At 67.5% G+C, this 15576-nt stretch carries 14 protein-coding genes; 10 read left to right on the top strand and 4 right to left on the bottom strand.

What is annotated here, in order from left to right; all coding sequences use genetic code 11:
- Positions 1-3: 3 nt before the first annotated feature.
- The 5 genes from BCEP18194_RS05640 (at position 4) to BCEP18194_RS05620 (ending at position 6325) form a co-directional block, all read left to right on the top strand.
- Positions 4-1575 carry a DUF3138 family protein gene (locus tag BCEP18194_RS05640; protein ID WP_011350365.1) on the top strand — a complete coding sequence of 524 codons (1572 nt, stop codon included), beginning with the start codon at positions 4-6 and terminating at the stop codon, positions 1573-1575.
- A 26-nt stretch (positions 1576-1601) separates the two neighbouring features.
- A complete protein-coding gene (locus BCEP18194_RS05635; protein WP_011350364.1) occupies positions 1602-2894 on the top strand; it encodes an NAD(P)/FAD-dependent oxidoreductase in 1293 nt (430 codons plus the stop codon).
- 71 nt (positions 2895-2965) lie between these two features.
- The gene (locus tag BCEP18194_RS05630; RefSeq protein ID WP_011350363.1) at positions 2966-3346 is read left to right on the top strand and encodes a cupin domain-containing protein; all 381 of its coding nucleotides are present in this window, start codon (positions 2966-2968) and stop codon (positions 3344-3346) included.
- Between the two features lie 47 nt (positions 3347-3393).
- Positions 3394-4809 (top strand): amidase family protein, encoded by a 1416-nt coding sequence (locus tag BCEP18194_RS05625; protein ID WP_011350362.1) that lies wholly within the window; start codon positions 3394-3396, stop codon positions 4807-4809.
- 25 nt (positions 4810-4834) lie between these two features.
- The gene (locus tag BCEP18194_RS05620; RefSeq protein WP_011350361.1) at positions 4835-6325 is read left to right on the top strand and encodes an aldehyde dehydrogenase; all 1491 of its coding nucleotides are present in this window, start codon (positions 4835-4837) and stop codon (positions 6323-6325) included.
- A 63-nt stretch (positions 6326-6388) separates the two neighbouring features.
- Here the strand turns inward: BCEP18194_RS05620 and BCEP18194_RS05615 are convergent, their stop codons facing one another.
- Together BCEP18194_RS05615 and BCEP18194_RS05610 are read right to left on the bottom strand one after the other, a co-directional pair.
- A complete protein-coding gene (locus BCEP18194_RS05615) occupies positions 6389-8242 on the bottom strand; it encodes an ABC transporter ATP-binding protein (RefSeq protein WP_011350360.1) in 1854 nt (617 codons plus the stop codon).
- A 98-nt stretch (positions 8243-8340) separates the two neighbouring features.
- Positions 8341-9360, bottom strand: a complete 1020-nt coding sequence (locus BCEP18194_RS05610) for an alpha/beta hydrolase family protein (RefSeq protein WP_011350359.1) — start codon at positions 9358-9360, stop codon at positions 8341-8343.
- 152 nt (positions 9361-9512) lie between these two features.
- Here BCEP18194_RS05610 and BCEP18194_RS05605 point away from each other — a divergent pair, with 152 nt between their 5' ends.
- The 4 genes from BCEP18194_RS05605 (at position 9513) to BCEP18194_RS05590 (ending at position 12600) form a co-directional block, all read left to right on the top strand.
- Positions 9513-10109 carry a TetR/AcrR family transcriptional regulator gene (locus tag BCEP18194_RS05605; protein ID WP_011350358.1) on the top strand — a complete coding sequence of 199 codons (597 nt, stop codon included), beginning with the start codon at positions 9513-9515 and terminating at the stop codon, positions 10107-10109.
- A gap of 163 nt (positions 10110-10272) precedes the next feature.
- Positions 10273-10839, top strand: coding sequence for a TetR/AcrR family transcriptional regulator (locus BCEP18194_RS05600; protein WP_011350357.1), 567 nt, complete (start codon positions 10273-10275; stop codon positions 10837-10839).
- Positions 10840-11062: 223 nt separating this feature from the next.
- Positions 11063-11488 carry an organic hydroperoxide resistance protein gene (locus tag BCEP18194_RS05595; RefSeq protein WP_011350356.1) on the top strand — a complete coding sequence of 142 codons (426 nt, stop codon included), beginning with the start codon at positions 11063-11065 and terminating at the stop codon, positions 11486-11488.
- A 65-nt stretch (positions 11489-11553) separates the two neighbouring features.
- A complete protein-coding gene (locus tag BCEP18194_RS05590) occupies positions 11554-12600 on the top strand; it encodes an alpha/beta hydrolase (RefSeq protein WP_011350355.1) in 1047 nt (348 codons plus the stop codon).
- A gap of 126 nt (positions 12601-12726) precedes the next feature.
- Here BCEP18194_RS05590 and BCEP18194_RS05585 read toward each other — a convergent pair whose 3' ends face one another.
- Positions 12727-14442 (bottom strand): hybrid sensor histidine kinase/response regulator, encoded by a 1716-nt coding sequence (locus BCEP18194_RS05585; protein ID WP_011350354.1) that lies wholly within the window; start codon positions 14440-14442, stop codon positions 12727-12729.
- A 90-nt stretch (positions 14443-14532) separates the two neighbouring features.
- Positions 14533-15162 carry a response regulator gene (locus BCEP18194_RS05580; RefSeq protein WP_011350353.1) on the bottom strand — a complete coding sequence of 210 codons (630 nt, stop codon included), beginning with the start codon at positions 15160-15162 and terminating at the stop codon, positions 14533-14535.
- Positions 15163-15330: 168 nt separating this feature from the next.
- Here BCEP18194_RS05580 and BCEP18194_RS05575 point away from each other — a divergent pair, with 168 nt between their 5' ends.
- Entirely contained in the window at positions 15331-15576 is a 246-nt protein-coding gene (locus tag BCEP18194_RS05575; protein ID WP_011350352.1) for a hypothetical protein, read from the top strand.

Genomic DNA, 15576 nt, shown 5'->3' with positions numbered 1-15576 from the left:
TCCATGAAAAAGAAGATGCTCTGCGCGCTGATTGCCGGAGCGCTGCCGGGGCTGGCTGCCGCGAACTCGAGCGCCGACCAGATCCGGACACTGCAGCAACAGATCGCGGTGCTGCAACGGCAGATGAGCGCGCTGCAGTCGCAGCTCGGCACGAAGCCTTCGGCCGTACCGATCGCGTCAAACGTGTCGAGCGCGACGACCGGTGCAGCGGCTGACCCGTCCACACCCGGCTACGGGCAGGCACCGGCCGTGCTGACCAACGACGATCTGTCGGAAATCCGGCAACAGGTCGCGAACCAGCAGCTGAAGGTCGATTCGCTGACCGATGCCGCGCGCACGGGCCCGATCGCCGGGCTGTCGGTGACGGGCTACCTCGACCCGACCTACGTATACAACCGGGGGGGCGGCACGTCGTCGTTCCAGTTCGCGAATCACGAGAACGCGTACACCTACTACAACAGCACGTTCGGCGATGTGTTCCTCGATATCAAGAAGACATTCGGCGTCGGCCCGACCGCGCCGTCCGCGGAAATCACGCTGATGCCGAACCGCGGCGCGGGCCTGTCGATGATGACGGGCAGCGGCGCGAGCGGCCTGGACATCATCAACACGGCCGTCCTGACCGTGCCGCTGTCGGGCACGACGGCGCTCACCGGCGGGCTCGTGACGGGCTTCGCCGGTTACGAGTACCAGCAGTCGAGCCAGATGCTCACGCTCACGCACAACCTGCTGTACGACTTCTCCGATCCGGGCTCGTCGATCGGCGCGGGCCTCAACTACCAGAGCGCGGACGGCCACTGGGCCTGGAAGTTCTTCGTCGGCAACGAGCAGTTCCGCAGCGCGGGCGCGGTCACGCAGACCGGCGTCAACGCGCTCGGCGACCCGATCACGACCAGCAACAAGGTGCCGACCTTCACCGCGCGGGTCGACTACCTGCACGGCAGCGCGCTCGACGTCGGCGGCTCGATCAGCATCGGCCGGCAGACGCTGCCGAGCGCGGTCGATCCGGCGACCGGCAACGTGCGCTACGGCGTGGGCGGCAATGCGCCGAGCGCATACGGCGCGTTCTTCTTCGGCGAAGCCGATGCGACCTATACGCTCGCCGACGCGCAGTACAACGCCGAGTTCGACTACGGCCAGCAGCAGCACGGCGCGTTCAACGGCGGGCTCGCGCAGTGGTTCGGGCTGTCGCTGCTCGCGCACCGCAAGTTCAACGCACCGGTGGTCGGCCGCATGGGCGCGACGCTGCGCTACGACCTGCTCGTGAACCGGAAGAACGGCGGCGGCGGATCGTCGATCGGCCTGAACGGCAACGGGATGGATCCGTACAACGGCTTCGGCATCGATGCGGACTGCCTCGCGATGTCGAAGGCGAACGGCGGCGTCGGCTTCGAGTGCAAGGGCGCGACGCGGCAGGCTGCCGCGTTCGACCTGCTGTTCTACCCGACCCAGCAAGTGACGGTGAAGGTCGAATACCGGCACGACTGGGCGAGCAACAAGGTTTTCCTGCGTCACGACGGGTCGTACGAGAAGTCGAACGACCTGCTCGCCACCCAACTTATCTACGCGTTCTGACGCGACGCCGTTCGCGAGTCTTGCACATGCTCAAGTTCGAAAACCAGCAACATGTTCAGTCCTACTATGCAGTGACGGCCAACAACCGCGCGCGGCATCCGTCGCTCGACGGGGCCGTGACGGCCGACGTCTGCGTGATCGGCGGCGGGCTCACGGGCCTGTCCGCGGCACTCGAGCTCGCCGAGCGCGGCCATTCGGTCGTGCTCGTCGAAGCGTCGAGGATCGGCTGGGGCGCGAGCGGGCGCAACGGCGGCCAGCTGATCGCCGGGTACGCGTGCGACATCGATACGTTCTCGGCCTACCTGCCGGAAGACGACGTGCGGCGCGTCTGGGCGATGGGGCTGGAGTCGGTCGAGATCGTCCGGCAACGGGTCGAGCGGTACGGCATCGATTGCGACCTGACCTCCGGCTTCGTGACGGCCGCGAACAAGCCGCGCCATCTCGATGGGCTGCGTGCGTGGCGCGATACCGCGGCGAGCCGCTTCGGCTATCGCGGCTACGAATTCATCGAGCGTGCCGACATGCATCGCTTCGTCGCGTCGGACCGCTACGTCGGCGGCCTCCGCTACGAAGGCAGTGGCCATCTGCATCCGCTGAACTACACGCTCGGCCTCGCGCGGGCGGCGCGCGAAGCCGGCGTGACGATCCACGAGGACACACCCGCGATTTCGCTCGATCGCGCCGCGCCGAATCACCGCGTGACGTGCGCACGCGGACACGTGGATGCCCGTCATGTCGTGCTGGCCTGCAATGCATACCTGGGGCAGCTGGCGCCGGCGCTCGCGCGCAAGATCATTCCGGTCGCGACGTACCTGATCGCGACGGAGCCGCTCGGCGACGCGCGCGCGGCCGAGACGATGCCGGCCGATGCGGCGATCTGCGACACCAATTCGGCGCTCGACTATTTCAGGCTGACGCGCGACCGCCGGCTGCTGTGGGGCGGCAAGGCCAGCAGTTCGACGAACACGCCGCGCGACCTCGCGGCCGCGATGCGGCGCGACATGCTGAAGACGTTCCCGCAGCTGGCCGATGTGCGGATCGACTACGCGTGGGGCGGGCTGATCGACGCGACGATGAATCGCGCGCCGCATTTCGGCCGGCTCGAGCCGACCGTGTATTTCGCGCAGGGCTTTTCCGGGCACGGCGTCAACGTGACGGGCCTCGCGGGGCGGCTGATCGCGGAAGCGATCGATGCACAGGCCGCGCGCTTCGACCTGTTCGGCCGGATTCGCCATCGCGACTTTCCGGGCGGGCGCGCGCTGCGCACGTCGATGCTGGCGCTCGCGATGACCTGGCACCGGATGATGGACCTGCTCTGACCCGCGCGGGGCGGCTCGTCCGGCCGCGCGGCACTGAAACGTTTCGAATTACTCATGCCCTGGAGGCAATCATGACCAACATCACGAATGTCGTCGACCTGATGCGGGCACCGGCGAAGCTCACGCAGAGCCGCGTGCCGAGCGGGCTGCTGCTCGACGGCAATCCGTTGCAGACGCTGTCGCATCACTACATCAGCCCGTGCGGGCAGTTCAGCTGCGGAATCTGGGAATGCACGCCCGGCCGCTGGACGATCGAGTACGACGAGTCGGAGTATTGCGAGATGCTGAGTGGCGTCGCGATCGTGCGCGATGCGGATGGTCGCGAGCGCGTGCTGCGCGCGGGCGACCGGTTCGTGATTCCGCCGGGCTTTCGCGGCACGTGGGAAGTCGTCGAAACGTGCCGCAAGATCTATGCGTCGCACGCACCGCAGGCCGCACAGCCGGGCGCGTAACGCGCGGCCGGTTCAGGACAACCATCGAGATCAACGAGGAGTAACCCATGACCCAGGAATTGTGGCGTCTCAGCGCGGCCGAGATGGCCGAACGCGTCGCGCGTCGCGACGTGTCGGCCACCGAACTCACGCGCAGCTGCCTGCAGCGGCTTGACGCGGTGAACCCCCGCATCAACGCGATCGTCGACGTGATGGCCGACAGCGCGTTGCAGGGCGCTTCCGATGCCGACGCCGCGATCGCGCGCGGCGCACCGGTCGGCCCGCTGCACGGCGTGCCGTTGACCGTGAAGATCAACGTCGACACGGCCGGATACGCGACGACCAACGGCGTGCGCGCGTTTTCGGACCTGATCGCGCACGAGGACAGCCCGGTGACCGCGAACCTGCGCAAGGCCGGCGCGATCGTGATCGGGCGCAGCAATGCGCCGGCGTTTTCGTATCGCTGGTTCACGGACAACGACCTGCACGGCCGCACGTCGAATCCGTGGGATCCGTCGCTGACGCCGGGCGGTTCCAGCGGCGGCGCAGCCGCGGCCGTGGCCGCCGGGATCGGCGCGATCGCGCACGGCAACGACCTGGGCGGCTCGATCCGCTACCCGGCCTACGCATGCGGCGTCGCCGGGCTGCGGCCCAGCACCGGGCGCGTGCCGGCGTACAACCCGACGCAGTCGAAGGACCGCACGCTTGCGGTGCAGCTCGCATCCGTCCAGGGCCCGCTCGCACGCACGGTCGGCGACCTGCGGCTCGCGCTCGACGCGATGGCGGCAGGCGACGCGCGCGACGCATGGTGGATGCCGGTCGCGCCGGATGCACACGAAGCCGCGTTCCCCGCGCGTGTGGCCGTGTGCACGGCGCTGCCCGGCGTGCCGTCCGATCCGGTGGTGGTCGATGCGATCCGGCAGGCCGCGCGCTGGCTTGAAGAAGCCGGCTGCATCGTCGAGGAAGTGGCGCCGCCGCGGATCGCCGAGGCGTGCGATCTGTGGCTTGACCTGGTGACCAACGAAGCACGCAGCGGCCTCGGCGACGTGATCATGCAGCATGGCGACGCGTCGATCCGCACCGCATTCGCAAGCCAGCGCCGTCTCGCGACGCCGCTCGACCTCGAGGGCTACATGAACGGCCTCGCGCGGCGCACCGCGCTGCTGCGCGACTGGCAGCAGTTCTTCGTACGCTATCCGCTGCTGCTGATGCCGGTGTCGTGCGCGCAGCCGTTCGCGATCGACGCGGATCAGCACGGCGACGACGCGATGCGCGCGATCGTCGAGCGGCAGGGGCCGCTGCTCGCGACCGCGCTGCTCGGGTTGCCGGGGCTGTCGGTGCCGACCGGCATTCGCGATGGCGTGCCGACCGGCGTGCAGCTCGTCGCCGGACGCTTCCAGGAAGCGCTGTGTCTCGCCGCGGGCGAAGCGATCGAGGCACGCGCGGGCATCTTCACGCCGATCGATCCGGTCACCGGGTCGTGATCCGCAACTTTTCACGAGGAAACGCATGAATCAACCGACATTCGAAGACTGGCAGGCCCGCGCGGCCGTGTTGCGGGTCGAAGGGCGCGCGTTCATCGACGGCGACGCGCGCCACGCGCACACCGGCGCGACCTTCGCCTGCGTGAGCCCGATCGACGGTTGCGTGCTCGCGCACGTGGCCGATTGCGGCGCCGACGACGTCGACCTCGCGGTGGCGGCCGCACGCCGCGCGTTCGACGCCCGGAGCTGGGCTGGCATGAACCCGCGCACCCGCAAGGCGGTGCTGCAGCGCTGGGCCGCGCTGATGCGCGAGCATCTCGACGAGCTCGCGCTGCTCGAGACGCTCGACACCGGCAAGCCGATCGCCGATACCACGGCGATCGACGTGCCGGCCGCCGCGCATTGCGTCGACTGGTATGCGGAGGCGATCGACAAGGTCGGCGGCGAAGTCGCGCCGGTCGACCATCATCTGGTCGGGCTCGTCACGCGCGAGCCGATCGGCGTCGTCGCGGCCGTCGTGCCGTGGAATTTCCCGCTGTTGATGGCCGCGTGGAAATTCGCGCCGGCGCTCGCGGCCGGCAACAGCGTCGTGCTCAAGCCATCGGAGAAATCGCCGCTCACCGCGATTCGCGTGGCGCAGCTCGCGTGCGACGCGGGCGTGCCGCCGGGCGTGTTCAGTGTCGTGCCGGGCGGCGCGGAGCCGGGCAAGGCGCTTGCGCTGCATCGCGACGTGGACTGCATTGCGTTTACGGGGTCGACGCGCACGGGGCAGCAGATCATGGCGTGTGCCGCGCAGTCGAACCTGAAGCGCGTGTGGCTCGAACTCGGCGGCAAGTCGCCGAACATCGTGCTGCGCGATTGCCCCGATCTCGACCGCGCCGCGCAGGCGGCCGCCGACGCGATTTTCTTCAACATGGGCGAAGTGTGCACGGCCGGCTCGCGCCTGCTCGTGCATCGCGACATCAAGGACGCATTCGTCGCGAAGCTGGTCGATGCGTCGCGGCGTTTCGCGCCCGGGCATCCGCTCGATCCGTCGGTGACGATGGGGGCGATCGTCGATCGCACGCAGCTCGATCGCGTGATGGGATATATCGGGGCCGGGCGCGACGAAGGCAAGCTCGTCACGGGCGGCGCGCGCGTGCGCGAGGAGACGGGCGGGTTCTATGTCGAGCCGACGGTGTTCGAGGTGAAGCCCGACGCGAAGATCGCGCGCGAGGAGATCTTCGGGCCGGTGTTGTCGGTGATCGTGTTCGACGAAGTCGACGAGGCCGTGCGGATCGCCAACGACACCGAGTATGGGCTGGCCGCCGCCGTCTGGTCGGCCGATCTCTCGACCGCGCATGCGGTGGCAAGACGGCTGCGAGCGGGCACCGTGTGGGTCAACTGCTATGGCGACGGCAGCGACGACATGAACTTCCCGTTCGGCGGTTACAAGCTGTCGGGTAACGGCCGCGACAAGTCGCTGCATGCGCTCGACAAGTACACCGAACTGAAGTCGACGGTCGTGCGGTTGTAATGTCGTGCGCGACGCGCGGCCAGGCCAATGAGGCCGCGCGTCGCACGCATCCGGATGGGCGGCTTACTGCTCCGCCTTCTCCACATCCGGCGTTTCACCGAGGAACCCGCCGCTCTGGTGCGTCCACAGCGCCGCATAAATGCCGCCGGCCTGCAGCAGCTGCTGGTGCGTGCCTTCTTCGACGATGCGCCCTTCGTCGAGCACGATCAGCCGGTCCATCGCCGCGATGGTCGACAGCCGGTGTGCGATCGCGATCACCGTCTTGCCGTGCATCAGGCCGTCGAGGCTGCGCTGGATCGCGACTTCGACTTCGGAATCGAGCGCACTGGTTGCCTCGTCGAGCACGAGGATCGGTGCGTCCTTGAGCATCACGCGCGCGATCGCGACGCGCTGCCGCTGGCCGCCCGACAGCTTCACGCCGCGCTCGCCGACCTCGACGTCGTAACCGCTGCGGCCGTGACGATCGCGCAGCCGGTCGATGAACTCGGACGCTTCCGCGCGCACGGCCGCGTCGTGCATCTCGCGCTCGGTCGCGTCCGGGCGCCCGTACAGCAGGTTCTCGCGCATCGTCCGGTGCAGCAGCGACGTATCCTGCGTGACCATCCCGATCGCGCTGCGCAGGCTGTCCTGCGTCACGTGCGCGATGTCCTGCCCGTCGATCCGGATCGTGCCGCCGCCCACGTCGTAGAAGCGCAGCAGCAGGTTCACGAGCGTCGACTTGCCGGCGCCGGAACGGCCGATCAGGCCGATCCGCTCGCCGGGCCGAATCGTCAGGTTCAGCCCGTCGAACACCGCGCGGTCGTTGTCCTCGTGCGCGAACTGCACGTTGTCGAACACGATCCCGCCGCGCTGCACCGCAAGCGGCTTCGCATCGGGCGCGTCGACCACGCTGTGTACTTTCGTCAGCGTGTTGATGCCGTCCTGGATCGTGCCGACGTTCTCGAACAGCTCGGTCATCTCCCACATGATCCAGTGCGAATAGCTCGACAGGCGCAGCGCCATCGCGATCACCGCCGCGACGACGCCCGCGCTCACTTCGCCGTGCATCCACAGAACCAGCGCGAGGCCGGTCGAGCCGACCAGCAGCAGCGTCGACAGCAGGTGGTTGACGACCTCGAACGCGCTGACGAGCCGCATCTGCGCGTCGCCGGTCGCCTTGAACGCCTCCATCGCGCGGCGCGCGTGGTCGGCTTCGCGCCGCGTGTGCGAGAACAGCTTCACGGTCGTGATGTTCGAATACGCGTCGGTGATGCGGCCCGTCATCAGCGCGCGCGCATCGGCCTGGCGGCTGCCGACGGCACCGAGGCGCGGTACGAAATACGCGCATGCCAGGCCGTAGCCGAGCGCCCACAGCGCGAGCGGGATCATCAGCCGCCAGTCGAAGCTGGCCGCGAGCGCGAGGATGCCGATCAGGTACGCGGCGACGCCGATCACGACGTCGACCGACATGAACAGCGCATCGCGCACCGCGAGCGCGGTCTGCATGATCTTGGTCGTCACGCGGCCGGCGAATTCGTTCGCGTAGAACGACAGGCTCTGGTCGAGCATCAGCCGGTGAAACAGCCAGCGCAGCCGCATCGGGAAGTTGATCGCCAGCACCTGGTGCTTGACCATCGTATGCAGCGCAATCAGCAGCGTACTGCCGGCGAGGATCGCCGCGAACCCGACGAGCGTGCCGAAGTGCCGGCCGCCGAACTCGGCCGGCGTCGCGGACGCGAGCCAGTCGACCACGCGGCCCATCATCGCGAACAGCGCGGCTTCGTACGCGGCCAGCGCGGCCGACGTCAGCGCGATCAGCAGGATCCAGCTGCGCGCGCCTTTCGTGCACGCCCAGACGAACGAGAAGAATCCGCGCGGCGGCGTGACGGGATCTTCGAGCGGGAAAGTCGGCAGGCGCCGTTCAAACCACGAAAACATTGAAACCTCTCCTTGATGCGGCCACGCCGACCGGCGCGGCCCGTATTGCCTGTTTCATGCGCGACGCCTGCGAAGGCGTCGGCGCGTTGCACACGTGTTCACTGCGCCCGGATCCACGCTTCGATCGGGCCGAGCGTGCCCGGTGCATACGCATCGCGCCCGAGCGCCGTGTACAGCCACTGCTTCCACGTCGGCCAGTCGGACTCGAGCTGGTAGTCGAACCAGCCGGCGCGCAGCAGCGCATGCGTTGCATCGGGCACGACCACCACGCGCCGGTGGGGCTGGTTCGCGAACGCGTGCGTGTAAGTGTTCGCCTCGTCGACCGGATCGACATTGCGGTCCTGCGCGCCCCACACGGCCAGCACGGGCCCCTGCATGCTCGCGAGCGCCTGTGATGAATCTTCCAGGTAGTTGCGCGCGATGAAGCCGAAGCGGCGCGGCTCGATGTCGGGGCGGCGACGCGGATCGGCCGGCACGTCCGCCTGGCCGAAGATCGCGTCGTTGACGCGTCGCTCGGCGGCCAGTGTCGCATCGATTCGATCCGGCTGCAGGCCGGTTGCCTGGAGCTGCTGTCGCGTGAGGTAGGTGCCTTGCCGGCGCCAGCTGACGGCGCCGCCGACGATCACCGAGAATGCGGGCCGCACCGCATTCGCGACGCGCGGAATCACCCAGCCGCCTTGCGAGAAGCCGAGCAGGCCGATCCTGGGCGCGGGACCGACGGCGGCGCGCACGCGCGCCATCGCGGCGATCGTTTCGTTTGCGCGGTCCTGCATCGATTGCGCGAGCCAGTCGCCGCCGCTGCGGCCGGTGCCCTGCTTGTCCCACGCGAATACGCCGATCCCGGCGTCGAGCAGGCTGTTGACGAGCGGCAGCATCGCGTCGTCCGAGAAGCGCGTGCGCGGCCCGTCGCCGTGGACGAGCAGCACGATCGGCGCATCGGGCGCGTGGGCCGGCAGCGCGAGCGTGCCGACGAGGTCGGCGTCGCCGGCGCGGAATACGAGCGTCGACACGTCCGCATTCTTCAGCTCGAAATCGGACAGGCCGCGCAACACGACTGCGCCCACCGCGGCCAGCAGGAGCAGGACGAGCGCAATGCCGGCAATGACGATACGCTTCAAGAGGCCCTCGGAGCGGTGGCGTGAGCGGAGGTCGCAGGCGGCACATACCCATGCGGGAACGATGCCTTGACGCCTGCAGGACGTCGCCACGATAATAGATCGACTAATCAGTCTAATAAAGATTTGAGCAAACGTCGAGCACGGAGTTCCTGTTGAGAAAGATCGACCCTGAAAAAGTGGAAGCGAAGCGGCGCCAGATCCTGGATGCCGCGATCGACTGTTTTGCGCGCGACGGCTTCCATGCAACGTCCACCGCCGCGATCTGCAAGGCGGCCGGCATGAGCCCCGGCAACCTGTTCCACTACTTCCCGACGAAGGCGGCGATCATCGAGGCGATCGCGCAGGACGACCAGCGCGAGATGGCCGAACTGTTCGCGCGGCATGCGGATGCCGACGACGCGCTGGCCGCGATCGAGGAGATCGCGCTGGCATTGATGGAATTGTCGAGCGATCCCGTCTATGCGCGCATCAGCGTCGAGACCGCGGCGGAGGCGACGCGCAATCCGGACGTCGCCGCGCTGTTCGCGGCGAACGAGGCGCAGGTGAAAGGGCGAATGGTTGCGCTGATCAAGCGCGGCGTCGCGCAAGGGAAGATCGACGGCAGCCTGAAGCCCGATCTCGTCGCGACGTGGGTGCTCGCGCTGGCGGAAGGGGCGGTCTGCCGCGTCGTGTTCGAGCCGGGATTCAAGCCGCGTGCGCACCGGGCGATGCTGCGGACGATCATTCAGCGGATGCTGAAGTCGCAGTAGGCATGGCGGTGCCGGTTTGGCGCACGCGACGCCGGGTTCGGGCGTTATCCGAACCGGGCGCGCGCATTGGGCGGCGAGCGCGGACGGGGCGCCGGGCAGGGCACAGATCGCGCCCTTAAAAAACCCCTTGACTGTCTATCTATGAGTAGATAAAGTTCGCTCCATGGAAACGAAACCGACCGTCCGCGAACAGATTCTCGACCACGCGATCACGCTGATGATGCTGCGCGGTTACAACGGCTTCAGCTATCGAGACCTGTCCGACCTGGTGGGCGTGAAGACGTCGAGCATCCACTACTACTTCCCGTCGAAGGACGACCTCGTACTGGAAGCGGTGTCGGTCTACAGCGACGACGTCCTCTCGGCCATGCGGGCGATCGATCCGGCGCTGCCGGCCGACGTGAAGCTGAGCCTGTACACGAAGATGTTCGGCCGCACGCTCGGCGACGGCAACATGATCTGCCTGTGCGGGATGCTGGCAGCCGATATCGAATCGTTGCCGGAGAACGTGCGGCAGGCCGTGCAGGCGTTCTTCAAGGCCAACGAGAGCTGGCTCGCGGAATTGCTGGCGCAGGGCGCGAAGGAAGGCACGCTGCAGTTCAGCGGCAAGCCCGACACGGCCGCGCGCACGTTGTATGCGGCGTTCCAGGGCAGCGTGCTGGCCAGCCGGCTGTTCCATACGCGGGCGCGTCTCGAGGATGTCGAGGCAGTCTGGAAAACGCGGTCCTGACGGACGGCGCAAGCAGTCAGGCGGTTCGCCGCCTTTTGTTGGGCTTTGGTATCTATCTGGTAGTAGATAGATTTTTTGGGCAGATGGATCAACCATCTGCATTTTTTGGGGATGTTTATCTATCTATGAGTAGATAAACAAATGCGAAGCCGGCCGCCTGGCAGCCGGCAAGCGGTCCCGGGTTGGAAGGCTGTTTCTCTCATTAATTGAAAAGGAGTCTGTCATGTCGATCGAAAAAGTGCTGTACCGCGCCCATGCAAAAGCCACCGGCGGCCGTGACGGCCGTGCGACGGTGCCCGAAAGCGGCCTCGACCTGAAGCTGACCACGCCGCGCGAGCTCGGCGGCGCGGGCGGCGCAGGCGCGAACCCCGAGCAACTGTTCGCCGCCGGCTACAGCGCGTGCTTCATCGGCGCGATGAAGTTCGTCGCGGCGCGCGACAAGATCGCGATGCCCGCGGATGCCGCGATCGAAGGCAGCGTCGGCATCGGCGCGATCCCGAACGGCTTCGGCATCGAAGTCGAACTGAAGATCTCGCTGCCGGGCCTCGATCGCGATGTCGCGCAGACGCTGATCGATCGCGCACACCTCGTGTGCCCGTACTCGAACGCGACGCGCGGCAACATCGACGTCACGCTCACGCTCGTCTGATCGTACGCATTCCGAATCACCCAACGTCACATCGTCATTCACCGATTGAGCCAAGGAGTTACACCATGAAGATCGTCAAGCCGCTGCTGATCGCTGCCGCCGTCGCCGCCGCACTGTCCGTCACGACCACCGCGTTCGCCGCGGGCGCCGGCGCCGGCGTCGAAGCCGTCCGGCCGGATGCGACGACGAGCGCCTTCCTCGCCGCGCTGAACGGCCAGAAAGGCCCGGGCCTCGAAACGCTGAGCCCCGCGAAGGCGCGCCAGGTGCTGGTCGATGCGCAGAACGGCACGAAGGTCGACCTGTCGGGCATCGACGTGTCGAACCGCACGATCGAACAGGACGGCTTGTCCGTGCCGGTCACGATCGTCCGCCCGCAAGGCGCGACGGGCACGCTGCCGGTGTTCATGTTCATTCACGGCGGCGGCTGGGTGCTCGGCGATTTCCCGACGCATGAACGCCTCGTGCGCGACCTCGTCGTGCAATCGGGGGCCGTCGCGGTGTTCGTGAACTACACGCCGTCGCCGGAAGCGCATTACCCGGTCGCGATCAACCAGGCGTATGCGGCGACGAAGTGGGTGGCCGCGCACGGCGCGGAGATCGGCGTCGACGGCAGCCGTCTCGCGGTGGTCGGCAACAGCGTCGGCGGGAACATGGCGGCCGTGGTGGCGCTGATGGCGAAGGACAAGGGCGGCCCCGCGATCCGCTTCCAGGGGCTGATGTGGCCGGTGACGGACCACAACTTCAACACGGGGTCGTACAACGCGTATCAGCAAGGGCACTTCCTGACGCGGCCGATGATGAAGTGGTTCTGGGACGCCTATACGAAGAACGAAGCGCAACGCAACGAGATCTACGCGTCGCCGCTGCGCGCAAGCACCGCGCAGCTGAAGGGCCTGCCGCCCGCGCTGATCCAGGTCGCACAGTTCGACGTGCTGCGTGACGAAGGCGAAGCGTACGGCCGCAAGCTGGACGCAGCCGGCGTCGACGCGACGACCACGCGCTACGACGGCACCATCCACGATTTCGGCCTGCTGAACGCACTGGCCATGGATGCGCCGACGAAGGCCGCGACGAAGGCGATGGCGAATGAAATCGCGACGCGGTTGAAGTAAGCGAGGGCCCGCCCGCGCGCCGCGCTTGAGGCGGTGCGCGGGCGAAGACTCGGCGGCGGGCAGATGCCCGCCGTTTTCGCATGCGGCTGGCAGGCGGAATGCGAAAGCGACACCGCGCGCCGGCGACTATCCCGCGTCGGTCCGGCGCGGCTGTCCGGGGGCCTGCGCATGCAGCAGGCGTGCCATCGCCGCGCGCAGCTTGTCGCTCGGCACCGGCTTGTGCAGCAGCACGAACCCGCCGTGCTTCAGCCGGCCGGGCCGTCGCGCGGTCGTGTCGCCCGTGATCAGCATCGCGGGAATCGCCGTGTTGTACTCGTCGCGAATCCGCGCGATCGCACCGATCCCGTTCTGGTCGCCGTGCAGGTGCAGGTCGCAGATCAGCAGGGTCGGCCGGACGTCGCACGATGCCAGGCACGCGATCGCGTCGTCGACCGACGCGGCCGTGACGACCTGGTAGCCCCAGCGCTCGAGCAGCATCGACATGCCGACGCGAATCGCGCTTTCGTCGTCGATCACGACCACGAGGTGCGCAGCGGCGGTGGCCTCGTCGACGGCGATCTCGTCGGCGGCGACGCTCGGCTGCACGGCCGTGTCCAGCCGCACCAGCTGCAGCTCGAAGCACGAGCCCCGCCCGGGTTCGGAGCGCAGCGTCAGCGGACAGTCGAGCAGCCCCGCGAGGCGCCGCACGATCGCCAGCCCGAGGCCCACGCCCTGTTCGGATTCGCTGCCGCGATGGCGCAGCTGGTAGTAGTCGTCGAATACGCGGGCCTGCTGGTCGGCCGGAATGCCGCGCCCGGTGTCGATGAATTGCAGGCGCACGTGCTGGTGCGTGCGCCTGCAGCCGACGACGATGCGCCCGGCGTCGGTATAGCGCACCGCATTCGACAGCAGGTTGCGCGCGATGCGCTCGATCAGCACCGGATCGGAATCGACGACTGCGGTGCTGCGCACGTATGACAGCGACAAGCCTTTCCCGTGCGCATCGGCGGCGACTTCGCGACATACGCGCTCCAGCACCGCGCCGATCGCGAACGGCCGGCGATGCACGGGCACGACGCCCGCGTCGAGCCGCGAGATGTCGAGGATCGCGGTGAACAGCGCGTCCATCGCGTTGACGGACTGGTCGATGCGATCGACGAGCAGCGTGCCGTCGGCCGGCATCGGGACGTGACGCAACGCGCCGACGAACAGGCTCAACGCGTGGACGGGCTGGCGCAGGTCGTGGCTCGCGGCCGCGAGAAAGCTCGACTTGACGTGCACGGCCTCGGTGGCGAGATCCTTTTGGCGCCGGAAGTTCTCGGCCAGCTGCGCGGCGCGCTGGCGTTCGCGTTCGGCGATCCGCTGCGCGCGGATCAATTGCAACTGCATCTCGATCTGGTCGCGGAATTCCTCGACGAGCCGGATGTAGCGCTCCGAATACGCATTCTCCTTGCAGTCGAGCAGGCAGATCGTGCCGAACGGCGTGTTGTCGGGCCAGCGGATCGGCAGGCCGAGATACGAGACCATGTTGACGCGCAGGTCCGGATTGTTGCGCCACTGCGCCGATTGCCGCGCATCCGGCACGACCAGCGTGGCGCCGCTCTCGATGACCGCTTCGCAGTAAAGTCCCGAGCCGTGCAGTTCGGCCGATTCGCCCGGATAGAACGGATTGCCGGTGTTGCGGCTCGCCACCAGCACCTGGATGTCGCGGCCGACGTTGCGCATGATCAGCCCGGCCGGCACGCCGACGATTTCCGCCATCAGGTCGACGAGGCGCTGCCAGCGCGCGATCACGTCGGCGGCGAGGTCGAACGGGACTTCATGGTCGGCCGGCGCTTCCGGCGTCTCGTCGACACGCGTCATGCGCACGCTCCTCGAACGGGCGGGGAAGATGAGGGAAATTTAGGCGTTCCGCGCCGGCAAGGCAATGTCGCGACGCGAGCAGGCGCCGGATCAGATGAGACCGGCCTTCCTGCCGGCCGCCGCGGCCTGGGTGCGGTTGATGACGTTCAGCGCCTTGAAGATCGCGGTGATGTGCGCCTTGATGGTCTTTTCGGACAGCCCCAGCTTGTCGGCGATGACCTTGTTCGGCACGCCTTCCGCGAGATAGCGCAGCACTTCGATCTGGCGTTGCGTCAGCATCGAACCGCGTGCCGCAGCGGCGCCGTCCGGATGCTGCAGCGCGGGGTCGTCGAGCACGAGCGGCGGAACGTAGCGTTCGCCGTTGAGTGCGATCCGGATGGCGGACAGCAGCGTGCGCGGGCTGGCGGATTTCGGCACGTAACCCATCGCACCCTGCGCGAACGCACTACGCACGGCGCCGGGATCCTCGGACGACGACAGCACGATGACCGGGAGCCCGGGGCGCATCGTCGCGAACACGGCGAGCGCGTCGAGGCCGTCCATGCCCTGCAGCTTCAGGTCGAGCACGATCGCGTCGAGGTCGGCGTGCGCGTCGAGCAGCCGCACCGCGTCATCGGCGCTGCTTGCCTGGACGACGACCATGTCGCCATCACCCTGGCGCAACAGCATCTCCACGCCGTCGCGCAGGATGGCGTGATCGTCGACGATCAGGATTTTCATGAGGACGATTAAATAAGGACAGCCGGGACCGGCCCGGCAAGAATGTACCGGATTGTACAAGACGAAAGTCTTAATACTAAAGTCGTGTTTATCCGGCAATTGTCTTGCGTCTAACGTCGCGTTTACATTCGACGAAATATCGCCGAGACTCAATCACGACAGTTTGCAATGCAGGCTGGCCCGGGCGCGCGGTGCGACGCATCGCGCAGCATCGCTGCAATGCGCACGGCGACACGTGCGGCCGTGCCCGTGTTGCGTGGCAGCGCGATGCACGCGTGCAATGCGCGTCATATCGCCATGATCGATTTCGCACGTTCGCATCAGACAAAAGAAATAACGGTTCGTAATATCCGGATTATCGGCACGCAATTTGACGGCGAATCATTGATCCTGATCGCGCAGGAATCGAGGTGA

This window comes from Burkholderia lata (genome assembly GCF_000012945.1).
GTDB classification, from domain to species: Bacteria; Pseudomonadota; Gammaproteobacteria; order Burkholderiales; family Burkholderiaceae; genus Burkholderia; species Burkholderia lata.
The sequence above is the reverse complement of the archived record's forward strand: the minus strand, read 5'-3'. Positions and strand labels throughout refer to the sequence as shown.

Coding starts and splice junctions, on each gene's coding strand:
- BCEP18194_RS05615 (WP_011350360.1), bottom strand. CDS start 8,242: ATGTTTTCGTGGTTTGAACGGCGCCTGCCGACTTTCCCGCTCGAAGAT.
- BCEP18194_RS05635 (WP_011350364.1), top strand. CDS start 1,602: ATGCTCAAGTTCGAAAACCAGCAACATGTTCAGTCCTACTATGCAGTG.
- BCEP18194_RS05620 (WP_011350361.1), top strand. CDS start 4,835: ATGAATCAACCGACATTCGAAGACTGGCAGGCCCGCGCGGCCGTGTTG.
- BCEP18194_RS05630 (WP_011350363.1), top strand. CDS start 2,966: ATGACCAACATCACGAATGTCGTCGACCTGATGCGGGCACCGGCGAAG.
- BCEP18194_RS05580 (WP_011350353.1), bottom strand. CDS start 15,162: ATGAAAATCCTGATCGTCGACGATCACGCCATCCTGCGCGACGGCGTG.
- BCEP18194_RS05640 (WP_011350365.1), top strand. CDS start 4: ATGAAAAAGAAGATGCTCTGCGCGCTGATTGCCGGAGCGCTGCCGGGG.
- BCEP18194_RS05585 (WP_011350354.1), bottom strand. CDS start 14,442: ATGACGCGTGTCGACGAGACGCCGGAAGCGCCGGCCGACCATGAAGTC.
- BCEP18194_RS05595 (WP_011350356.1), top strand. CDS start 11,063: ATGTCGATCGAAAAAGTGCTGTACCGCGCCCATGCAAAAGCCACCGGC.
- BCEP18194_RS05590 (WP_011350355.1), top strand. CDS start 11,554: ATGAAGATCGTCAAGCCGCTGCTGATCGCTGCCGCCGTCGCCGCCGCA.
- BCEP18194_RS05600 (WP_011350357.1), top strand. CDS start 10,273: ATGGAAACGAAACCGACCGTCCGCGAACAGATTCTCGACCACGCGATC.
- BCEP18194_RS05575 (WP_011350352.1), top strand. CDS start 15,331: ATGCAGGCTGGCCCGGGCGCGCGGTGCGACGCATCGCGCAGCATCGCT.
- BCEP18194_RS05625 (WP_011350362.1), top strand. CDS start 3,394: ATGACCCAGGAATTGTGGCGTCTCAGCGCGGCCGAGATGGCCGAACGC.